The 19,170-nt window shown below is 73.5% G+C and carries 19 protein-coding genes and 2 pseudogenes; 12 read left to right on the forward strand and 9 right to left on the reverse strand.

Features of this window, described 5'->3' with window-relative positions; translation table 11 throughout:
* Window positions 1-28 precede the first annotated feature (28 nt).
* Window positions 29-381 (reverse strand): annotated as a pseudogene (locus PCA76_RS11280) (DUF6401 family natural product biosynthesis protein).
* Between the two features lie 163 nt (window positions 382-544).
* Between PCA76_RS11280 and PCA76_RS11285 the strand changes: the two are divergent.
* Complete coding sequence (locus PCA76_RS11285) at window positions 545-994, forward strand: hypothetical protein (RefSeq protein WP_272617324.1); 450 nt, start codon at window positions 545-547, stop codon at window positions 992-994.
* Here PCA76_RS11285 and PCA76_RS11290 read toward each other — a convergent pair.
* A complete protein-coding gene (locus tag PCA76_RS11290) occupies window positions 991-1,200 on the reverse strand; it encodes a hypothetical protein (protein WP_272617326.1) in 210 nt (69 codons plus the stop codon). The two genes, PCA76_RS11285 and PCA76_RS11290, sit on opposite strands and share 4 nt — an antisense overlap.
* Before the next feature lie 158 nt (window positions 1,201-1,358).
* On the opposite strand from PCA76_RS11290, the gene PCA76_RS11295 reads away from it, so the two are divergent.
* Window positions 1,359-2,705 (forward strand): MFS transporter, encoded by a 1,347-nt coding sequence (locus tag PCA76_RS11295; RefSeq protein WP_272617328.1) that lies wholly within the window; start codon window positions 1,359-1,361, stop codon window positions 2,703-2,705.
* On the opposite strand, the gene PCA76_RS11300 is transcribed toward PCA76_RS11295, so the two are convergent.
* From PCA76_RS11300 to PCA76_RS11315, 4 genes are all read right to left on the reverse strand, one after another.
* On the reverse strand, window positions 2,663-2,905 hold the full coding sequence (locus PCA76_RS11300) for a hypothetical protein (RefSeq protein ID WP_272617330.1): 243 nt from the start codon (window positions 2,903-2,905) through the stop codon (window positions 2,663-2,665). The genes PCA76_RS11295 and PCA76_RS11300 overlap by 43 nt on opposite strands.
* Before the next feature lie 112 nt (window positions 2,906-3,017).
* Complete coding sequence (locus PCA76_RS11305; RefSeq protein ID WP_272617332.1) at window positions 3,018-3,479, reverse strand: SRPBCC family protein; 462 nt, start codon at window positions 3,477-3,479, stop codon at window positions 3,018-3,020.
* A 52-nt stretch (window positions 3,480-3,531) separates the two neighbouring features.
* A complete protein-coding gene (locus PCA76_RS11310) occupies window positions 3,532-3,948 on the reverse strand; it encodes a DUF2795 domain-containing protein (RefSeq protein ID WP_272617334.1) in 417 nt (138 codons plus the stop codon).
* 101 nt (window positions 3,949-4,049) lie between these two features.
* Window positions 4,050-5,036, reverse strand: coding sequence for a YihY/virulence factor BrkB family protein (locus PCA76_RS11315; protein ID WP_272617336.1), 987 nt, complete (start codon window positions 5,034-5,036; stop codon window positions 4,050-4,052).
* Between the two features lie 178 nt (window positions 5,037-5,214).
* On the opposite strand from PCA76_RS11315, the gene PCA76_RS11320 reads away from it, so the two are divergent.
* Window positions 5,215-5,616 carry a ChaB family protein gene (locus PCA76_RS11320; protein ID WP_203120655.1) on the forward strand — a complete coding sequence of 134 codons (402 nt, stop codon included), beginning with the start codon at window positions 5,215-5,217 and terminating at the stop codon, window positions 5,614-5,616.
* Window positions 5,617-5,685: 69 nt separating this feature from the next.
* On the opposite strand, the pseudogene PCA76_RS11325 reads toward PCA76_RS11320, so the two are convergent.
* Window positions 5,686-7,117, reverse strand: a pseudogene (locus PCA76_RS11325) (aldehyde dehydrogenase family protein).
* 72 nt (window positions 7,118-7,189) lie between these two features.
* Between PCA76_RS11325 and PCA76_RS11330 the strand changes: the two are divergent.
* On the forward strand, window positions 7,190-8,803 hold the full coding sequence (locus tag PCA76_RS11330; protein ID WP_272617338.1) for a phytoene desaturase family protein: 1,614 nt from the start codon (window positions 7,190-7,192) through the stop codon (window positions 8,801-8,803).
* Between the two features lie 145 nt (window positions 8,804-8,948).
* Here the strand turns inward: PCA76_RS11330 and PCA76_RS11335 are convergent, their stop codons facing one another.
* The gene (locus tag PCA76_RS11335) at window positions 8,949-9,716 is read right to left on the reverse strand and encodes a polyprenol monophosphomannose synthase (protein WP_272617341.1); all 768 of its coding nucleotides are present in this window, start codon (window positions 9,714-9,716) and stop codon (window positions 8,949-8,951) included.
* A 154-nt stretch (window positions 9,717-9,870) separates the two neighbouring features.
* Window positions 9,871-10,317: an SRPBCC family protein gene (locus PCA76_RS11340; RefSeq protein WP_272617343.1), complete on the reverse strand. Its 447-nt coding sequence runs from the start codon at window positions 10,315-10,317 to the stop codon at window positions 9,871-9,873.
* A gap of 154 nt (window positions 10,318-10,471) precedes the next feature.
* On the opposite strand from PCA76_RS11340, the gene PCA76_RS11345 reads away from it, so the two are divergent.
* From PCA76_RS11345 to PCA76_RS11380, 8 genes are read left to right on the forward strand one after another with little or no spacing between them, the layout of a single operon-like run.
* The gene (locus PCA76_RS11345) at window positions 10,472-12,145 is read left to right on the forward strand and encodes an HAD-IIIA family hydrolase (RefSeq protein WP_272617344.1); all 1,674 of its coding nucleotides are present in this window, start codon (window positions 10,472-10,474) and stop codon (window positions 12,143-12,145) included.
* Window positions 12,142-13,116: a glycosyltransferase gene (locus PCA76_RS11350; RefSeq protein ID WP_272617346.1), complete on the forward strand. Its 975-nt coding sequence runs from the start codon at window positions 12,142-12,144 to the stop codon at window positions 13,114-13,116. Before PCA76_RS11345 ends, PCA76_RS11350 begins: the two co-directional genes overlap by 4 nt.
* On the forward strand, window positions 13,101-14,318 hold the full coding sequence (locus PCA76_RS11355; protein WP_272617348.1) for a glycosyltransferase: 1,218 nt from the start codon (window positions 13,101-13,103) through the stop codon (window positions 14,316-14,318). The genes PCA76_RS11350 and PCA76_RS11355 overlap by 16 nt, the downstream gene beginning before the upstream one ends.
* Entirely contained in the window at window positions 14,315-15,031 is a 717-nt protein-coding gene (locus PCA76_RS11360) for a D-sedoheptulose-7-phosphate isomerase (RefSeq protein ID WP_272619314.1), read from the forward strand. The genes PCA76_RS11355 and PCA76_RS11360 overlap by 4 nt, the downstream gene beginning before the upstream one ends.
* A gap of 16 nt (window positions 15,032-15,047) precedes the next feature.
* Window positions 15,048-16,472 carry a PfkB family carbohydrate kinase gene (locus PCA76_RS11365; RefSeq protein ID WP_272617350.1) on the forward strand — a complete coding sequence of 475 codons (1,425 nt, stop codon included), beginning with the start codon at window positions 15,048-15,050 and terminating at the stop codon, window positions 16,470-16,472.
* Window positions 16,469-17,170: an SDR family oxidoreductase gene (locus PCA76_RS11370; protein ID WP_272617352.1), complete on the forward strand. Its 702-nt coding sequence runs from the start codon at window positions 16,469-16,471 to the stop codon at window positions 17,168-17,170. The genes PCA76_RS11365 and PCA76_RS11370 overlap by 4 nt, the downstream gene beginning before the upstream one ends.
* Window positions 17,167-18,120: a glycosyltransferase family 9 protein gene (locus PCA76_RS11375; RefSeq protein WP_272617354.1), complete on the forward strand. Its 954-nt coding sequence runs from the start codon at window positions 17,167-17,169 to the stop codon at window positions 18,118-18,120. The genes PCA76_RS11370 and PCA76_RS11375 overlap by 4 nt, the downstream gene beginning before the upstream one ends.
* Window positions 18,104-19,087 (forward strand): DNA topoisomerase IB, encoded by a 984-nt coding sequence (locus tag PCA76_RS11380; RefSeq protein WP_272617356.1) that lies wholly within the window; start codon window positions 18,104-18,106, stop codon window positions 19,085-19,087. Before PCA76_RS11375 ends, PCA76_RS11380 begins: the two co-directional genes overlap by 17 nt.
* The last annotated feature ends 83 nt before the right edge of the window (window positions 19,088-19,170 follow it).

The raw sequence follows: 19,170 nt of genomic DNA on the forward strand, positions 1-19,170 counted from the left end.
ACGACGCGGGGTGCCCTCCCCGCGCGCGTCAGGCGCGGTCGAGCGAGCGGGCCAGCGCGCAGACCGCGAGCAGTCGGGTGAGCAGCCACTCCGGGCGGCTCCAGTCCACCGGCCCGCCCGGCGGCGCCCAGCCGTGCTCCAAAGCGGCCGCGCGGACCCCTCGGCGTAGCCGGCGAGGGCCGCGGCGGTCAGCGGTCGACGGTCCCCGTCGAGGCTGTCTCGTACCGCGGCCGCGTGCTGGTCGACAAGGGCCAGCAACCCTGGGCGCGCGGCGGCGGCGGCGAGCCCGAGAGTGCCGACAGAGACGGTGAGGGCGGCCAGGGTGGACCGCGCCGAGTCGACGGCGGTACGGGAGGCGACACGGTTGAACGGCACACGCATGGTGACCGAGGCTAACCGACCGGTGACGGCGTCGGCCTCGGCCTCTCGGCGGATGTCGGCTGCGCCACTGGGGCGACCAGGGCTGACCGCGGGGGTTGATCCGGCACAGACGGGGCAGCAGGACAACCACCCGTAGATGGCGGGTCAGGGCACGGAGGCAGGGATGGGACAGCAGGCGGACGGACCAGACGAGCAGCACCGGCGGCCGGCCGGCGTCAGTGACGCGACGGTCGCGGCACTCGGCAAGCTCAGCGAAGCGTTGGAGTGCGTGGAGCGGGCCCGGGGGCATCTCTACTCACTGCACCAGTTGATCGGGCACGCCGACCTCATGCTCGACGACGCGGTGGAGCAGTTCCGCGCCGCCGGGCATCCGCAGCTCGCCGACCGGATCGACGCGGAGTTGCTGGGCCGCAACGTCATCGCCGGGCGGTGGACGTTCCAGATCGTCGAGGACTTCGACGACGGCTACCACGCGCTGTTCCGGGAGTTGGACCAGCAGGCCCGCGACGAGTTGGTGGGCGGGCGGCGCCACCTCTACGAGGCGGAGATGAAGGAACGCCGCCGTAGCCGGGGCCGTCCGGGGCACGAAGCCCGGCCCGGCAGCGGAGATTAGTCGCCGGTCGCGCCGGTTGGGCGTCGCCGCGCTGCGTCGTCGGCGATGATCACGGTGGCCACCATCAGCGCGACGCAGAGGCTGAACAGCCACGACTCGTCGGCGACGAGCGAGGCGGACACGGGCGCCTGCAGTGCGGCGAGCAGGAAGCCGAGCCAGGCGAGCCGGCGCTGACGCGTGGAGAGGATTCCGGAGCCTTGATGCATTCCGAAATTCTTACGCGAACAAGCCGGCTTGCCGTCCTCCGATCGGCCGATTCTGGATGAGCTGTCCGTTTTCTCGACTGTTCGGACACGACTTCTTCGCGCCGCGAGCGAGCGGGTGCCTGCGGCGTTAGGCTGCCCCTGCGGCAGGATGGTGTCTCGTGTCCACCACGTCCCCGCGTCCCCGCGCCTCGCTGCTCCTGCTGGCCTACCTCGCGTTCGTCAGCCTCGGCCTGCCCGACGGCCTGCTCGGCGTCGGCTGGCCCTCGATCCGGGGCGACTTCGGCGTACCGACCGAGGCGGTCGGGTGGGTGCTCACCGCGGGCACCGTCGGCTATCTCACCTCCAGCGTGCTGGCCGGGTTCACGCTGGCTCGCGTCGGCGTGGGTGCGCTGCTCGCCGGCAGCACCCTGCTGGCGAGCCTGGCGCTGACCGGCTACTCCGTGAGCCCTGTGCTGGCCGTGCTGGTGGGAGGTGCACTGCTGCTCGGGCTCGGCTCCGGCGCGGTCGACTCCGGGCTCAACGCGTACGCCGCCGGGGCCTTCGGACCGCGCCACATGAACTGGCTGCACGCCTTCTTCGGCCTGGGCGTGGCGATCGGCCCGCTGATCATGACCGGGGTGCTGAGCGCCGGCCTGGCCTGGCGCTGGGGGTACGGCGTCGTGGCCGCCGCCCAGCTCGTTCTCGCCATCGCGTTCGCTCTCACCGTGCGGGCCTGGCAACGCGTCCCGGCCGCCGAGGCGGGCGCCGCCGTCGGAACGGGACCCACCGAGGCCGGCGCCGCTGCCGGAAGCGCACCCGTTGCCGCGGGTGGCGGGACGTCGTCGGCGGTCCGGGTGCCGGTCCGGGCGACGCTGCGGCTGCCGGCGGTCTGGTCGGGGACGCTCGCCTTCGCCCTGTACGTCGCCATCGAGGTGTCCGCCGGCCTGTGGGCGTTCCTGCTGCTGACCGAGGGGCGTGGGCTGAGCGCGGCGGTGGCCGGCGGCTGCGTCTCCGCGTACTGGGGCAGCCTGTTCGTCGGCCGGGTCGTGCAGGGTGTGGTGGCCGAGCGGCTGGGGGCCGGGCTGGTCCTGCGCGTCAGTCTGGCCGGAATGGCCGTGGGCGCGGCGCTGATCGCCGTCCCCGGGCCGGCCGCGCTGGCGGTGCTCGGCCTGGTCGTGGTCGGCTTCGCCGCCGCGCCGGTGTTCCCGCTGCTCACCCTCACCACCGCCGAACGGGTCGGCGCGGCGCACGCGGACCGGGCCATCGGGCTCCAGATCGGTGCCGCCGGCATCGGTGCGGCGCTCGTCCCGGCCGGGCTCGGCGTGCTGATCGGCAACACGTCGGTGCAGGTGCTGGGCTCGGCCCTGGTGGTGCTGGCGTTGGCGTTGATCGTGCTGTACGAGTGGGGTGCGCGCCGATCGACCGGCCGGCCCACGGCGGAGCTGGCCGGGTCGCCGGTGCCCGCTCAGCCTGGCGCGGAGGGTCAGACGTCCGGCCCGGTCCGGCCGGTGGTGGACGGGCGGTAGGCGCGCTCCGGGTCGGTGGGCTCCCGGACGTTCGCACCGCTGTCCTTCGCTGCCGGCCCATGCCCGAACGCGGCCTCTTCGCCCGCGTCGTTGCCGGTCACGTCGTCGGCCTGCCCGTCGAGGCTGGAGCCTGACACGGCCCGCTCCAGCTCCTCCAACGGAAGCCGCTCCTCGTCCCGCCACACCCTGTCGTCGGTCATGCCATCAGCCGTACCCGGGGGCGATGATCGCAAACGGTGGCGCGCGACCAGGCTCAGAGACGGAGATGGCCGCCGGGAGAGCCCGGCGGCCATCTGATGTCGCTGCTCAGGATCACGGCTGCGGACGGTCCACCGATCCGCGCCAGGCGCCGGTCTCCTGACCGCGCCGCTCGATGAAGGTCTTGAACCGCTCCAGGTCGCCCTTGGCGCGCCGATCGACGATGCCGAGCTTGTCGCCGGCCTGCTCGACAACCCCGTGCGGCTCGAACTCGAGCTGCAGGGTGACCCGGGTCTTGTCCGGGTCGAGCCGATGGAAGGTCACCACGCCGGCCTGCTGGGTACCGCCGGTCGAGCGCCACGCGACCCGCTCGTCGGGAAGCTGCTCGGTGATCTCCGCGTCGAACTCGCGCTTCACCCCGGCGATGTCCACCGTCCAGTGGGTCATCGTCTCGGAGAGCTGCCGGACCTCCTGCACGCCCTCCATGAACTCGGGGAACTCCTCGAACTGCGTCCACTGGTCGTACGCCGTGCGTACGGGCACGGAAACGTCGACATGTTCGGTGACACCACTCATCGGGGAACCTCCTTCAGTCGCTGGTGGTCTCCCGGATCGGGGGGCGATCCGGTCACCAGCGAGTTGTCTCGTTCTTGTTGCCGAGCGCGGCCCACACCTCGGAAACCGTCTGGTAGAGGGTGCCCTCGGGCAGGCGTTCCAGCGACGCCACGATGTCGTCCGGCGCCTCGTTCTCGCGGGCGCTGGCGATGAGGATCAGGCGGTCGCCCGGCAGCGCGCTCATCGAGATGAACCGGCCGAGCCGGCTGCGCTGTTCGACGTCCGTGGAACTCATCCCCTGTGGGGTGCCGGTGCGCAGGTCGCCGGCCGGGGCGGTTGTCGTCTCCGGCTGGTCCTCGCCAGCCGGTTCCGGCACCCGCGACTCATCGACCCGAGAGCCACCGGTCCCCGGCCCCTGTACGAGGCCGCTGACCTCCTGACTCATCTGCTCGTCGATCCTCGGTCCGTGCTTGCTGTTGCCACGCTCCATGCCATCTGCGCTACCCGGCACCCCGCCCGGTAAACCGGCACCGGGCCATGAACCGGCCCATGACCCGACCCCGGACCGGACATCCGAGGCCGAACCGGGGTTCAGTCGTCGGCGGGCTTGCGCGGCGGCAGCACCGGCTCCTCCGGGTTCGGGTCGCCGGCCTGCAACTGCCGCCCGCGCTGCACCTCGGCGTTGATCTGGACGCCCAGCATCAGCGCCGAGTTGGACAGGTAGAGCCAGACCAGGAACGCGATGGCGGCCCCCAGGCTGCCGTAGGTGGTGTCGTACGAGCCGAAGTTGGCCACGTAGAGGCCGAAGCCGAAGGAGGCCAGCGCCCAGACGAGCAGGGCCACCCCGCCGCCCGGAGTGAGCCAGCGGAACCGGGGCTGCCGGACGTTCGGGGCGATCCAGAACAGCAGGGACAGCAGCACCATCATGATCATGGCGAGGGCGGGCCACTTCGCCACGCTCCACACCGTGCGGGCCAGACCGCCGGCATTGATCAGGTCGCCGACCGCGTCGGTGACCGGCCCACTGACGATCAACGCGAGGGCGACCACCGCGAGCAGCACCAGCGTGATCGCCGCCAGACCGATCTGCAGAGGCCGCAGCTTCCAGACCGGCCGGCCCTCGCTCACCCCGTAGACGGCGTTGGAGGCCCGGGTGAACGCGCCGATGAAGCCCGACGCGGACCACAGCGCCCCGAGCAGGCCGAAACTCAGCAGCAGCTTGGGATTGCTCTGCTCGAGCACCACGGACCGGATCACCCCGACCACGCCGCCCTCGTCGTCGGCCAGCACCGACCCGGCGCCCACCTGGTTGACAAGGTCGACCACCGTGTCGACAGTCCGCTCGCCCGTGGAGACCAGACCAACCAGGGCCACCACCACGATGGCGGACGGAAAGAGCGCCAGGACCCCGTAGTAGGTCAGCGCGGCGGCCCAGTCGGAGCAGTTGTCGTTGACGAAGCCCTGCACACTGCGGACCAGCACGCCACGCCAGGTCCGCCAGCTCAGCTGCCGCATCCGCCGGGGAACTCCGGTGCCCTCTGCGCCGTCGATCGTCGTACCGGGCTCCGTGGTCGTCATGCCCGCTCCCTGCGCCCCGGCCACCGGATGACCGGTCGTCCGGTCAGGCCTGGCCCGCCGGTACCCGGATCGCGAAATCGACAAACCCGCCCAGCTCCGTGTGGGTGCCGCGTATGGTTTGCCGCCGCGTCACAGGGGAACGGTCATGGTGACACCTGTCGACACGGAGGAGGACGAGATGCCCGGGCGCGAAGACCTGCCCAGCACGCTGCGGCGCTCCCCGGATAAGGCGCAGCGCACCTGGGAGAAGACGCACGACTCGGCAGTCGAGACCTACGGCGAGGGGGAGCGGTCGCACCGCACCGCCTTCGCCGCGGTGAAGCATGAGTTCGAGAAGGTGGGCGACCACTGGGAGCCGAAGGGCCGCAAGGGCCCGAGCGACCAACAGGCCGCCGGTGGCGGGCCGGAACGACGAGCCCCGACCGCCGGTGGAGTGGACGCCAACGCCACCAAGGACCACCTGATGTCGGTGGCCCGCAAACTGGACGTGCCCGGCCGGTCCAGCATGACCAAGCCGGAGCTGGTCACGGCGATCGAGAAGGCCAACGACCGGGCCACCCGCAAGGCCCGCGGCGACTGACCACCGCGGCACCGGAGCACACCGACGTGGTACGGGCGGACGCAGCATCCCTGCGTCCGCCCGTACTGTTCACCAGTGACCGCCGCCCGGCACCTCGATGTGCACCGCCTTCGTGGCGGTGAACTCGTCCAGCAGTTCCGGGCCGTACCCGAAGCCCTGCCCACTGGCCCCGCGCGGGTGCGCGGCGCCACCGGGCGCACCCCCGAACACCGCGTTGACCTTGACGGTGCCCACCGGCAGCTCCCTCCAGGCCCGCTGAGCGTGGCTCATCGACGTGGTCAACACGGTGGCGGCCAGCCCGTACGGGGAGTCCGCGGCGCAGCGCAGCGCCTCGTCGAACGAGTCGACGACCACCACCGGCGCGACCGGTCCGAACGTCTCCTCCCGCACCAGCGGCATGTCATGCCGGCAGTCCGTGACCACCGTGGCCGGGTAGAACGCCCCCGGCCCGTCCGGCACCTCGCCGCCGACCCGCACCCGCGCACCGGCCGCCACCGCCGCCGCGACCTGCCCGTGTACGTGGTCCCGGTGCCGCCGGTCGACCAACGGACCCAGCTCGGTGCCCGGGTCCCGGCCCGGCCCGACCCGCAGCGCTTCGGCGCGCCGCACCAGCGCGGCCATGAAGTCCTCGGCCACCTCCCGGTGCACGTAGATCCGCTCCACCGCCACGCAGATCTGCCCGGCGTTGGCGAACGCGCCGAGCGCGGCCTCACCGGCCGCCCACTCCGGGTCGACGCCCGCGTCGACGATCAACGGGTCGCTGCCCCCGTTCTCCAGGAGCACCTTCGCGCCGGTGCGGGCCGCGGCGGCGGCGATCGACCGCCCGGTCGCGGTGGAGCCCACGTGCGCCACCACGTCGACCTCCTGCGCCGCCAGCGCCGCACCGACCTCCGGGCCGCCGGTGAGCAGCGACAACACACCGGTCGGCAGCGCCTCATCCAGCGCCCGGGCCAACAGCCAACCCGTCGCGGGTGTCCGTTCGCTCGGCTTGAAGAGCACCACGTTGCCGGTGACCAGGGCCGCGCCGAGCAGGCCGCAGGAGACCGCGACCGGGTCGTTCCAGGGGGTGATGGCGGCCACCACACCGCGCGGCTGCGGGGTCAGGAAGTCCAGTGCGTCCGCTCCGCCGTTCAGTGTCCGTCCGCCGCGCAGCGGGGCCAGCTCCGCGTACTGTCGCAGGGTCCCGACGCCTGCCTCGACGCCGCCGCGGGCATCCGCCAACGGCTTGCCCATCTCCGCGGTGACCGCCGCGCCAGCTCCTCGGTGGCCGCCGCCACCATGTCCGCGGCCCGGTGCAGCGCCGCGCCCGCTCGGCCGGCGCGGTCGCCGCCCACTGGGCCGCCGCGTTGCGTGCCGCCTGTGTCGCCTTGCCAACCTCGTCCGCCGTGGCCACCGGCACCGTGCTGACCGGCGAGCCGTCCGCCGGATCATGCACGACCAGTTCGCCGCCGTCGCCGCCCGCGCCCCACACTCCGCCCACCAGCTGCGCAACCGTGTACATGCGGCGCTGGATGCCCCGGCCCGGGCGAGGCAAACGCGTTTCGCCCGGTTGCGGGCAGGGTAGGCGGATCGGATGACTACCACCGCCGCGCAGAGCGTGGACGCCGTCGTCGTCGGGGCCGGTCACAACGGCCTGGTGGCGGCCAACCTGCTGGCGGACGCCGGCTGGGAGGTGGTGGTGCTGGAGGCGACCGCGGTGCCCGGCGGCGCGGTCCGCTCCGCCGAGGTGACCGCGCCCGGCTATCTGAGTGACCTCTACAGCTCGTTCTACCCCCTGGGGTACGCCTCGCCGGTGCTGGGCGGCCTCGACCTGGGCCGGTACGGGTTGTCCTGGCGGCATTCGCCGGACGTGCTGGCGCACCTGCTGCCGGACGGTCGGGCCGCCGTGATCAACCGGAACCCGGATGTCACGGCCGCCTCGCTGGAGCAGTTCGCCCCCGGTGACGGCAAGCGCTGGATCAACGCGTACACCGACTGGCTCGAGGTGTCCGAGCCGATGTTGGAGACCATCACCACGCCGTTCCCGCCGGTACGCGGAGGGCTGGCTCTGCTGCGCCGGCTGCACGTCGCCGGCGCGTTGCGCCTGGCCCGGCGCCTGGTGGTGCCGGTCCGCAAGCTTGGCGACGAACTCTTCGACGGCCCGGGCGGTCCGGCTCTGCTGGCCGGCTGCGCCCTGCACACCGACCTGTCCCCGGAGGAGGCCGGCTCCGGAGTGTACGGCTGGTTGCTGGCCATGCTCGGCCAGCAGGTCGGCTGGCCGGTGCCCGACGGCGGCGCCCAGCAGATCACCAACGCGCTGGTGACCCGGCTGCAGGAGCGCGGCGGGACGATCCTCTACGGCGCCCGCGTCGACCGGGTGCTCACGGCCCGGGGCCGGGCGATGGGAGTCCGCACGGAGGGCGGCACGTTGTGGCGGGCCCGCCGCGCCGTGCTCGCCGACGTGCCGGCGCCAGCGCTCTACCTCGACCTGGTCGGCGCGGCTGCGCTGCCGTCGCGGCTGGTGGAGGACCTGGCGCACTTCCGGTGGGACGGTTCGACGCTGAAGGTGGACTGGGCGCTCTCCGCGCCGGTGCCATGGACGAACCGGGAACTGGCCGGGGCCGGCACCGTGCACCTCGGCGCGGACCTGAACGGCCTGACCAGCTATGCCAGTGAGCTGGCCCGTGGCGAGTTGCCCCGAAACCCGTTCCTGCTGCTCGGACAGATGTCCGTGGCCGACCCGAGCCACTCCCCACCGGGCACCGAGTCGCTCTGGTCGTACACCCACCTGCCGTTCCGTCGGGACTGGCGGGCCGAGGACGTCGCCGGGCACGTGCAGCGGATGGAGGACGTGCTGGAGGAGGCTGCCCCGGGTTTCCGGCAACTGATCGTCGGCCGACACGTGGCCGGGCCGGCCGACCTGGAGAAGGGCAACCCGAGCCTGGTCGGCGGCACGCTCGGCGGCGGCACCGCAGCCGCGTACCAGCAGCTGTTCCTGCGCCCGATCCCTGGCCTGGGCCGCGCGGACACCCCGGTGGACCGGCTCTTCCTGGCCAGCGCGTCGGCGCATCCCGGCGGCGGGGTGCACGGCGCTCCCGGCGCGAACGCCGCCCGCGCGGCCTTGGCCCGTGACCGCCGACTCACCGGGCGCGCCTACGCCGCAGCGATAGCCACCGCCCACCGAGCGGTCTACCCCAACCCCAACTAACCCCCGCCCGCACCCCCGGCTCCCGCCCTGCCCGCCCGCGGTGATCAAGAAGTTTGCGTCAGTTTTTCGGGCGCTGGCGACGCAAACCTCTTGATCACCGCAGGCGGGTGGGGGTGCGGGGTGGGGGTGGGGGTGGGGGTGGGGGTCAGCGGGTGATGTTGCGGTGCTTGCTCTTCAGGCGGAAGGGCATCAGCGCGCTTTCCACCTTGGTCGCGGTGGTCATCTTGGAGACGCCGTCGCGCCGCTCCTCGAAGCGGATCGGCACCTCCAGGATGGTGTGCCCCAGCTTGGTGGCGAGGTAGTGCATCTCCACCTGGAAGCTGTAGCCGTTGGACTGCACCCGCTCCAGGTTGATGTCGCGCAGCGCGTCGGCGCGCCAGATCTTGAAGCCGGCGGTCAGGTCCCGGATCCGCACCCGCAGCAGAGTGTGCACGTAGAGGTTGGCCCAGCCGCTGAGCGCCCGCCGGTACAGCGGCCAGTTCTCGTCCAGCTCGCCGCCGGGCACGTAGCGGGAACCGATCACCACGCTGGCCTGGGTGGAGAGCAGCGCGCCCAGCATCCCCGGCAGCGCCTCCGGCGGGTGCGAGAGGTCGGCGTCCATCTGCGCCACGTACTCGGCGCCGCCCTCGATCGCCCGGCTCATCCCGTCCACGTACGCCCGGCCGAGGCCCTCCTTGCCGGCGCGGTGCACGACCTCGATCCGGTCGGGGTGTTCGATCGCCAGCTTGTCGGCCACCTCCCCGGTGCCGTCGGGGGAGTTGTCGTCGGCGACGAGGATGCGCAGCCCCGGCAGTGGCATCGCGAGCAGCCGCTCGACCAGCGCAGGGAGGTTGCCCGCCTCGTTGTAGGTGGGCACGACGACGGTCAGGCGTGCGTCCCGCCACGGCGACGGCAGCTGCACGGGCTTGATCATGTCGGACATCCTCGGTTTGCGGACAGGGGCTCCTGGAAAGGGTATCCAGTTGACGCCTCTGGTTTGAAGGAGGCACCCCTCCGGAGCGTCGCGGACCGCCGTGTTCTGCGACGTTCGGGCTATTTCTGCTGGTCAGGGCTGGCGCCGGTCTGCGTCACGGCGACCCCTTCTGCCGCGTGGCGATGTCGGAGAGCCGGTTCAGCGTCTCCCGGTTACGCAGGTGCAGCACCACATCGTTGAGCTTGTTGCGCACCCAGCGCAGCGGACCGGCGGCGAAGTCCTCCCCGATACGGACCCGGGTGGCGCCCTCGCCGACGGGTTGCAGGGTGAAGGCCACGATCGCCTCGCCGGCCGGCCAGAGACCGGCCTTCAGCACGAGCCGGTGCGGCGGCTCGCAGACCAGCACCGTCGACGCGTCCTGCAACGAGAAGGGCCACGGGCCGGCTCGGTGGTGCAGTTGGCTGCCCACCCGGGGCCAGGTGTCGTCGACGTCCCGCACGTGGGCAGTGCCCACCACCCAGTCGCTGTACGTCCACCCGTCGGCCAGTACGTCGAACACCTGCTGCGGGGGAGCATCGATCACTTTCTCCACAATCGCCACTGGGCTTCCATACCCGCGCTTCCGCGGGGCTAACGGCCGGCGGGTTAGCTTCTCCGGTGCGGCGGGTAAGGCCGACCTGGGGCACCGCCGGCGGCGCTGGCCCACCGCCTCCACGACGACGTTTACTCCTCGGGGCGCAGGGAACCCGCCGGCTGTGCGACAGGACCAGGAGGATCCGTATCAGCGCAGGTCAGCCCGGGTGTATGCCGCTGCTGACCGCGCCGGTTCCGAGTCCGTCGGGAGCTCCCGCCCCGTCCTGTACGACGCCGTGTTGCTGGACCGCGACGGCACCCTGATCGAGGATGTGCCCTACAACGGCGACCCGGAGAAGGTGCGACCGGTGCCGGGAGCGCGGGCGGCGCTGGATCGGTTGCGGGCGGCCGGGCTGCGGCTGGCGGTCGTGACGAACCAGTCGGGCCTGGCTCGGGGCTACTTCACCGGGGAGCAGATGCGGGCGGTGCACGCCCGCGTCGAGGAGTTGCTGGGCCGGTTCGACGCGTGGCTGGTCTGCCCGCACGACGATGCCGACGGTTGTGGCTGCCGCAAGCCCGCGCCCGGCCTGGTGTACGCCGCAGCCCGGGAGCTGGGCACGACCGCGTCCAGGTGCGTGATGGTGGGCGACATCGGTCGGGACATTGCCGCCGCGCTCGCCGCGGGGGCTGCGGGAGTGCTGGTGCCCACCCCCGTGACCCGCCCGGAGGAGATCGCCGCCGCCGGGTGGGTGGCCACCGATCTGCCGGCGGCGGTGGACGAGATCCTGCGCCGCCAACAAGCCGTGCAACCCGCGACCCGGCCCGGCGACCCGGTGCGGACAGCGCTGGTGGTCCGGTCCGACTCGGCGGGGGACGTGCTGGTCACCGGGCCGGCGATCCGCGCCGTCGCGGCTGGGGCGCAGCGGGTGGTGCTCTTGTGCGGGCCGCGTGGCCGTGCCGCGGCCGACCTGCTGCCCGGCGTCGACGAGATCATCGAGCACCCGCTGCCGTGGATCGACCCCATGCCGGCGCCGGTCGAGCCGGAGGCCATGAGGAGCCTGACCGCGCGCCTCGGCGCGGTCGGTGCGGACCAGGCGGTCGTGTTCACCTCGTTCCACCAGTCCGCCCTGCCGCTGGCGCTGCTGCTGCGGATGGCGGGGATCGGCCGGATCGCGGCGATCAGCGACGACTACCCGGGCTCGCTGCTGGACATCCGGCACCGGGTGCCGGTGGGCGTCCCCGAACCCGAACGTGCCCTCTCCCTCGCCGCCGCCGCCGGCCACCGGCTGCCCGACGGCGACGAACCCGTGCTCCGGCTCCGCCACGACGCGGTGGCACCGCGCCCGGCCGCTCTCGGCGATCGGGGGTACGTGGTGCTGCACCCCGGGTCGGCCGCGTCGAGCCGGGCCTGCCCGCCCGAGTTGGCGACCCGGATCGCCGGGGCGTTGACCACCGCAGGGCACCGGGTGCTGGTTACCGGCGGCTCCGACGAGCGTGGGGTCACCGCCCGGGTCGCGGCGGCCGGTGGCACCGACCTGGGTGGCCGAACCGACCTCGCCGGGCTGGCTGCGATCATGGCGGACGCCAGCGCGGTCGTGGTCGGCAATACCGGACCCGCGCACCTGGCCGCCGCAGCCGGTGTGCCGGTGGTGAGCCTCTTCGCGCCGACCGTTCCGTTCGGGCAGTGGGGGCCCTACCGGGTGCCCACCGTCCGGCTCGGCGATGCGGCCGCGCCCTGCCGGGACACCCGGGCAGCCAGCTGCCCGGTCCCCGGGCATCCCTGCCTCAGCGGCATCGACCCGGACGAGGTGGTCGACGCGCTGCGGACGCTCGCCGTCAGCGGTGGTAGCCGATGAACATCCTGCTCTGGCACGTGCACGGCTCCTGGACCACGTCCTTCGTGCACGGCAGCCATCGCTACCTGATCCCCACCACACCCGACCGCGGCCCGTACGGCCTCGGCCGGGCCCGCACCTACCCCTGGCCCGACAACGCGGTCGAGGTCACCCCGGAGGACCTGCCGGGCACCGACGTCGACCTGGTCATCCTGCAACGCCCCGAGGAGATCGACCGGGCCGAGGAGTGGCTGCGCCGCCGCCCTGGCCGCGACGTCCCCGCCATCTACGTCGAACACAACACCCCCAAGGGAGACGTGCCCAACACCCGCCACCCGATGGCCGACCGCGATGACCTGCTCATCGCCCACGTCACCGGGTTCAACCAGATCTTCTGGGACAGCGGCGCCACCCGCACCACGGTGGTCGACCACGGCATCGTCGCCCCCTCCGCGTCCTACACCGGTGAGCTCGACCGGCTCGCGGTGGTGATCAACGAGCCGGTACGACGAGGTCGGGTCACGGGGACCGACCTGTTGCCCCAGTTCGCCGAGATCGCGCCGCTGGACGTGTTCGGCATGGGCGTGGCCGGCCTGGCCGACCACCTCGGGCTGCCCGCCGACCGGCTCACCAGTCACGACGACGTGCCCCAGGACCGGATGCACGCCGAGTTGGCCCGGCGGCGTGCGTACCTGCACCTGTGCCGGTGGACCTCGCTCGGGCTCAGCCTCATCGAGGCGATGGCGATCGGCATGCCGGTCGTCGCGCTCGCCACCACCGAGGCGGTGACGGCGGTGCCCCCGGAGGCGGGTGCCCTCGCGACCCGGACGGACACCCTGCTCGACGCCGCCCGCCGGTTCATCGCCGAACCGGCGACCGCACGCCAGGCCGGCGCGGCGGCGCGAACCGCCGCGCGCGACAGGTACGGCCTCGACCGTTTCCTCGCTGACTGGGACCGGCTGCTGGAGGAGGAAGTATGCGGATCGCGATGATCTCGGAGCACGCCAGCCCGCTCGCCGTCCTCGGAGGGGAGGACGCTGGCGGCCAGAACACGCACGTCGCGGAGCTGTCCGCCGCGCTCGCCGCCGCCGGGCACGAGGTGCGGGTCTACACCCGCCGCGACGCTCTCGACCTGCCGGTGACCGTGCGCAGCCCGGACGGGTACGACGTGGTGCACGTGCCCGCCGGCCCGGCGGAGCCGGTGGCCAAGGACACGCTGCTGCCACACATGCGCGAGTTCAGTCGCTGGCTGATCGAGCGGTGGCGGGGCGGGGACTGGGTGCCCGAGGTGATCCACGCGCACTTCTGGATGAGTGGCCTGGCGGCGCTGACGGCCGGCCGGCAGACCGGGGTGCCGGTGGTGCAGACGTACCACGCGTTGGGCACGGTGAAGCGCCGCTACCAGGGCGTGCAGGACACCAGCCCGGCTCGGCGGGTGTCCTACGAACGTGAGCTGGGCCGCTCGGTGGATCGGATCATCGCGCAGTGCCGCGACGAGGTGGGCGAGCTGGTCCGGATGGGTGTGCCCCGGTCCCGGATGACCGTCGTGCCCTCCGGGGTCAACCTCGCCACGTTCGCCCCGCTCGGGCCGGCCGCCGAGCGTGAGCCGGGTCGAGCCCGGATTCTGACCGTGGGCCGGCTGGTCGAACGCAAGGGCTTCCAGACCGTGATCCGCGCGATGGCGTTGGTCCCGGACGCCGAGTGCGTGGTGGTCGGCGGCCCGCCCGAGGGCCTGCTGGAGACCGACCCGTACGCCCGGCGGCTGCGGGCCCTCGCCGAGTCGTGTGGGGTGGCCGACCGGGTGCACCTGGTCGGCGCGGTACCTCGGGAGGAGATGGGCCGTTGGTACCGCTCGGCGGACCTGCTGGTCGCCGCGCCCTGGTACGAGCCGTTCGGGTTGACCCCGCTGGAGGCGATGGCCTGCGGGGTGCCGGTTGTCGGCACCGCCGTCGGCGGCATCCGGGACACCGTGGTGGACGGGACGACAGGTGATCTCGTGCCGGCGCGGGACCCGCATGCCCTGGCCACCGCGATCCAGGGTTTGCTCGACGACCGGATCAGGCGCTTCGCGTACGCGACGGCGGCGCGCGAGCGCGCCCGGACGCGGTACTCGTGGGCGGCCACGGCCGAGCGGCTGGTCGAGGTCTACAGCGAGGTGGCCGCCGTGCGCCGGCCGGCCCGGGTGGTGGCCTGATGCCGGCGGGCAGCCTGCTCGACACCCACCTGACGAATCTCACCGCGGCGCTGGTGCCGTACCGGCGCTGCGAGCCGCAGTTGGCGCGGTGGGGTGCGGATCTGGCCCACCGGCTGGCCGCCGGGGGCCGCCTGTTGGTCGCCGGCAACGGTGGCAGCGCCGCCGAAGCCCAGCACCTCACCGCCGAGCTGGTCGGCAAGCTTCATCACGACCGTCAGCCGCTGTCCGCGATCGCGCTGCACGCCGAGACGAGCGCGCTCACCGCCATCGCCAACGACTACGGCTACACCGACGTGTACGCCCGCCAGGTGCGCGCCCACGGCCGCCCCGGCGACGTCCTGCTGCTGCTCAGCACCAGTGGCACCAGCCCCAATCTGGTCACCGCCGCGCAGGCCGCCCGCGACGTCGGCCTGACTACCTGGGCGCTCACCGGGGCCGCCCCCAATCCCCTCGCCGACGCCTGCGACGACGTGTTGGCGGTCGCGTCCCCCGACACCCAGGTCGTGCAGGAACTGCACCTCGTGACCAGTCATCTGCTCTGCGAGTACCTCGAACAGGAACTGCCCGCCGCACTGGCCGCGGCCAGCGCCCCAGCGGTTGTCGAGCGCGTACCGGAGGAGCCCGCACCGGCCGGTCGGCTCCCGTCCGGGCCGGTGCGGACCGGGGTCGAAGTGGTGCTCGACGGTGGGACCGGACAGCAGGTCGACGCGTGAGGATGGGGAGGCAAGCGTGAGGGGACCTGTGGTGGTGCTGGGGGACACCCTGCTCGACCGGGACGTGGAAGGGGTGGTGAATCGGCTCTGCCCGGACTCCCCGGTGCCCGTGCTCGACGAGACCGCGGCCACCGACCGACCCGGTGGTGCCGGTCTGGCGGCGGTGTTCGCCGCCGCGCAGGGCGCCGAGGTGGTGCTGGTGACCGCGCTCGCCGACGACGCTGGCGGGGCCCGACTGAGCGCGCTACTCGCCGCCGCCGGAGTGCAGGTGTACCCACTGGCCCTGTCCGGGGCGACGCCGGAGAAGATCCGGCTGCGGGCCCGGGGTCGGGTGTTGCTGCGCCACGACCGGGGCGGCATGTCCGGGGAGCCGGGTCAGCCCTCCGACGAGGTGCTCCGGGTGATCGGTGCGGCGTCGGCCGTCCTGGTCAGCGACTACGGCCGGGGGGTGGCCCGGCAGCCCGCGCTGCGCGACGCGTTGGCCGCCACCCGCGCGCCGGTGGTGTGGGACCCGCACCCGCGCGGCCCGGCGGCGGTGCCCGGCATCCATCTGGCCACCCCGAACGAGTCGGAGGTGCGCGAGTTGGTCCCCGCACTGCCCGGCGCCTCCCGGCTGGCCACCGCCTCCCGTGGTGCGCAGGGGCTGCGGCGGCGCTGGCGGGCCGGTGCGGTCGCGGTGACGCTGGGCGGTGACGGCGCGCTGCTCTGCCACGCCGGGTCGACTCCGCTGGTCGTGCCGACCCCGGGTAGCGCCGAGGGGGACACCTGCGGGGCGGGCGACCGGTTCGCCGCCGCCGCCAGCCTCGCGTTGGCCCAGGGCGCGCTGGTCTCCGAGGCGGTGCAGGCGGCGGTCGCCGAGGCGTCCGCGTACGTGGCCGGTGGGGGAGTCGCGGCGGCGCTTCCTCCGCCGGCCCCTCCCATGACCGCCGGTGTGGTCGGCCGGGGTGGTGACCGGGTGGGAGTCGCGGCGGTCGCCACGCTCCTTGGTGAGGTACGGGCCGCAGGCGGCACGGTGGTGGCGACCGGCGGTTGCTTCGACCTGGTGCACGCCGGGCACGTGGCCACCCTGCAGGCCGCCCGGCAGCTCGGCGATTGCCTGATCGTCTGCCTGAACTCCGACGCCAGCGTGGCCGGGTTGAAGGGGCCGGACCGACCGGTGATGTCCGAGGGTGACCGCAGCCGGTTGCTGGCCGCCTTGAGCTGCGTCGACGCGGTCCTCATCTTCGACGAGCCGACCCCGGACGCGGCGCTGTCCTGGGTACGACCGGACATCTGGGTCAAGGGCGGCGACTACGCCACCGGCGGTGGGGACGCGGCCGCCACCCTGCCGGAGGCGGAGGTCCTGCGCCGGTGGGGCGGGAACACGGTGGTGGTGCCCTACCTGGACGGTCGTTCCACCACCGACATGATCGTTCGCTCCATCGGGGAGCGGACCCGATGACCGCCACGCGGCCCGGCGCCGGGCCCACGGTCCTGGTCACCGGCGGTGCCAGCGGGCTCGGCGCCGCGGTGGTCGCGGCAGTGGCCGCCTCCGGTGGTCGACCGCTCGTGCTGGACCGGCAGCCGCCGGTGGACGGGGTGTCCTGGACCGAGTGCGACCTGGCCGACACCCGGGCCGCCGAGGTGGCCACCCAGCACCTCGCCGAGCAGGCCGGCGGCCTGGACGCGGTGGTCACCGCCGCCGGAACGGACGTGCCGGGTCGACTCGCCGACGTGCCGGGCGAGACCTGGGACCGGATCGTCGCCGTCGACCTGCTGGCCACGGCGGCAGTGATCCGGGCCGCGCTGCCGTTCCTGCTGACGTCCCGGGGCCGCATCGTCACGGTCGCCTCCACGCTGGGCGTCAAGGCGGTCAGCGACGCCACCGCGTACTGCGCGGCGAAGTTCGGCGTGGTCGGCTTCACCCGCGCCCTTGCCGCCGAGCTCGCCGGTCAGGTCGGCGTCACCCTGCTCATCCCGGGTGGGATGCGTACGTCGTTCTTCGACGAACGCGACCCGCAGTACAAGCCGGGGCCGGACGCGATCCTCAACGATCCCGCCGACACCGCCGCCGCGATCATGTTCGCGCTCAGCCAGCCGGCCGGCTGCGCGGTCCGGGAGATGGTGGTCTGCGCCGAGCAGGAGACGTCGTACCCGTGATCCTCGTGCTGCGCGCCCTCGGCGTCGGCGACCTGGTCACCGCGGTGCCCGCGCTGCGGGCGCTGCGGGCCGCGTACCCCGGTCGGGAGCTGGCGCTCGCCGCGCCCGCCTGGCTGGCCCCGCTGGTCGACCTGGTCGGCGGCGTCGACCGGCTGGTGGACACCGCCGGGCTGGATCGGCCGATCCCGGTCGGGTCGGCCCCGCAGGTCGCCGTCAACCTGCACGGGCGTGGCCCGCAGTCGCACCGGTTGCTCGCGGCCACCCGGCCCGGCCGGCTGCTCGCCTTCGCGACCGTGGACGCCGGCTACGCCGACGGCCCGCAATGGGCCGTCGACGAGCACGAGGTGGACCGGTGGTGCCGGCTGCTGTCCTGGTACGACATCCCGGCCGACCGCACCGACCTCGCCCTGCGCCGGCCCGGGTCGGCCGGGTTGCCCACCGGAGTCACCGTGCTGCATCCCGGCAGCAAGATCCCCGCCAAGCGGTGGCCCCCCGAGCGGTTCGCCGCGCTGGCCCGGGCACTCACCGACCAGGGCCACCGGGTGCTGCTCACCGGCTCGGCCGACGAACGGGCGCTGGCGGCCCGGGTGGCCGAGGCGGCCGGCCTGGCACCCGACTCGGTTCTGGCTGGCCGGACCGACCTCGGCGCGCTCGCCGCGCTGGTGGCCAACGCCCGGCTGGTGGTCAGCGGAGACACCGGTGTGGCGCACCTGGCCACCGGGTACGGCACCGCGTCGGTCGTCCTCTTCGGGCCGGTGCCGCCGGCTCACTGGGGGCCGCCACCGGACCGGCCCCGGCACCGGGTGCTCTGGGCCGGCGAGGGGGATTGGCCCAGGTGGGACGGGGTAGGAAGCCACCCGACGATGGCTGCTCTGCGCCTCGACGAGGTGCTGGCCGCCGTGGCTGAGGTGGAAAAGGTGGTGCGGGTCTCCGGTGCGGTTGCGGCGTAGCGACCCGGGTCGACCGGGGTACGGACGGCGTCGGCGTGGGCGGGGCTGGCTCTTCGTCGACCCGACCGGCGCTCCGGTCCGGGATCCGGATGTCCTGGCCCGGCTGCGGGAGCTGGTCATCCCTCCGGCCTGGCAGAACGTCTGGATCTCGCCATACCCGAACGGGCACATCCAGGCGATCGGAATCGACGCGGCCGGGCGCAAGCAGTACGTCTACCACCCACTGTGGCGGGAGAAGCAGGACGAGGCGAAGTTCGACCACATGCTGGAGGTGGCCCGGCGGCTGCCGGTGCTGCGGGAGCGGGTGGGGCGTGACCTGGACGGCCGAGGGCTGGGCCGGGACCGGGTGCTGGCGACCGTGGCGCGACTGTTGGACATGGGGATGTTCCGGGTCGGCAGCGACCAGTACGCGGCCGGCGACGACCCGACGTACGGGGTGTCCACCCTGCGTCCGGAGCATGCCCGGTCCCGGGGCGGCTGCGTGGTCTTCGTGTTTCCCGCGAAGGGTGGCATCGAGCAGGTGCGCCGGATCGAGGACCCGGAGCTGTGCCAGGTGCTGGTCAATCTTCGCCGTCGTCGGAGGCAGGCGGACCGGCTGTTCGGCTACTGGGACGGCCGGGAGTGGCGCGACGTGCGCAGCGACGAGGTCAACGGCTACCTGCGCGACGCCAGTGGTGGGGAGATGACCGCCAAGGACTTCCGCACCTGGCACGCCACCGTGCTCGCCGCCACCGAGTTGGCCACCGCAGGCCCGGCCCGCTCGGTCACCGCCCGGCGCAAGGCGGTGGTCGCCGTGATGCGCGAGGTGGCCGAGCTGCTGGGCAACACTCCGACGGTGGCCCGTGCGTCCTACGTGGATCCTCGGGTCGTCGACCTCTACCACGACGGGGTGGTGGCGTCGGTGGACCCGCAGGCGCCACGCGAGGAGGCCGAGAGGGTCGTCCGGGAGCTGCTGGAGGAAGCCTGACCGGCCCCGCCGACGGTCCTGGGGGAAAAGTGACGGAGCCGGGGCCTCAGGTGTGGTCGGGGTCCACCGGGCGGCCGCCCGCC

This window comes from Micromonospora sp. LH3U1 (assembly GCF_028475105.1).
Taxonomy (GTDB): domain Bacteria; phylum Actinomycetota; class Actinomycetes; order Mycobacteriales; family Micromonosporaceae; genus Micromonospora.

What these genes read in the sequence shown, in the direction of transcription:
- PCA76_RS11285 (WP_272617324.1), top strand. Translation starts at nt 545, where the DNA reads ATGGGACAGCAGGCGGACGGACCAGACGAGCAGCACCGGCGGCCGGCC.
- PCA76_RS11290 (WP_272617326.1), bottom strand. Translation starts at nt 1,200, where the DNA reads ATGCATCAAGGCTCCGGAATCCTCTCCACGCGTCAGCGCCGGCTCGCC.
- PCA76_RS11300 (WP_272617330.1), bottom strand. Translation starts at nt 2,905, where the DNA reads ATGACCGACGACAGGGTGTGGCGGGACGAGGAGCGGCTTCCGTTGGAG.
- PCA76_RS11305 (WP_272617332.1), bottom strand. Translation starts at nt 3,479, where the DNA reads ATGAGTGGTGTCACCGAACATGTCGACGTTTCCGTGCCCGTACGCACG.
- PCA76_RS11310 (WP_272617334.1), bottom strand. Translation starts at nt 3,948, where the DNA reads ATGGAGCGTGGCAACAGCAAGCACGGACCGAGGATCGACGAGCAGATG.
- PCA76_RS11315 (WP_272617336.1), bottom strand. Translation starts at nt 5,036, where the DNA reads ATGACGACCACGGAGCCCGGTACGACGATCGACGGCGCAGAGGGCACC.
- PCA76_RS11320 (WP_203120655.1), top strand. Translation starts at nt 5,215, where the DNA reads ATGCCCGGGCGCGAAGACCTGCCCAGCACGCTGCGGCGCTCCCCGGAT.
- PCA76_RS11330 (WP_272617338.1), top strand. Translation starts at nt 7,190, where the DNA reads ATGACTACCACCGCCGCGCAGAGCGTGGACGCCGTCGTCGTCGGGGCC.
- PCA76_RS11335 (WP_272617341.1), bottom strand. Translation starts at nt 9,716, where the DNA reads ATGATCAAGCCCGTGCAGCTGCCGTCGCCGTGGCGGGACGCACGCCTG.
- PCA76_RS11350 (WP_272617346.1), top strand. Translation starts at nt 12,142, where the DNA reads ATGAACATCCTGCTCTGGCACGTGCACGGCTCCTGGACCACGTCCTTC.
- PCA76_RS11355 (WP_272617348.1), top strand. Translation starts at nt 13,101, where the DNA reads ATGCGGATCGCGATGATCTCGGAGCACGCCAGCCCGCTCGCCGTCCTC.
- PCA76_RS11370 (WP_272617352.1), top strand. Translation starts at nt 16,469, where the DNA reads ATGACCGCCACGCGGCCCGGCGCCGGGCCCACGGTCCTGGTCACCGGC.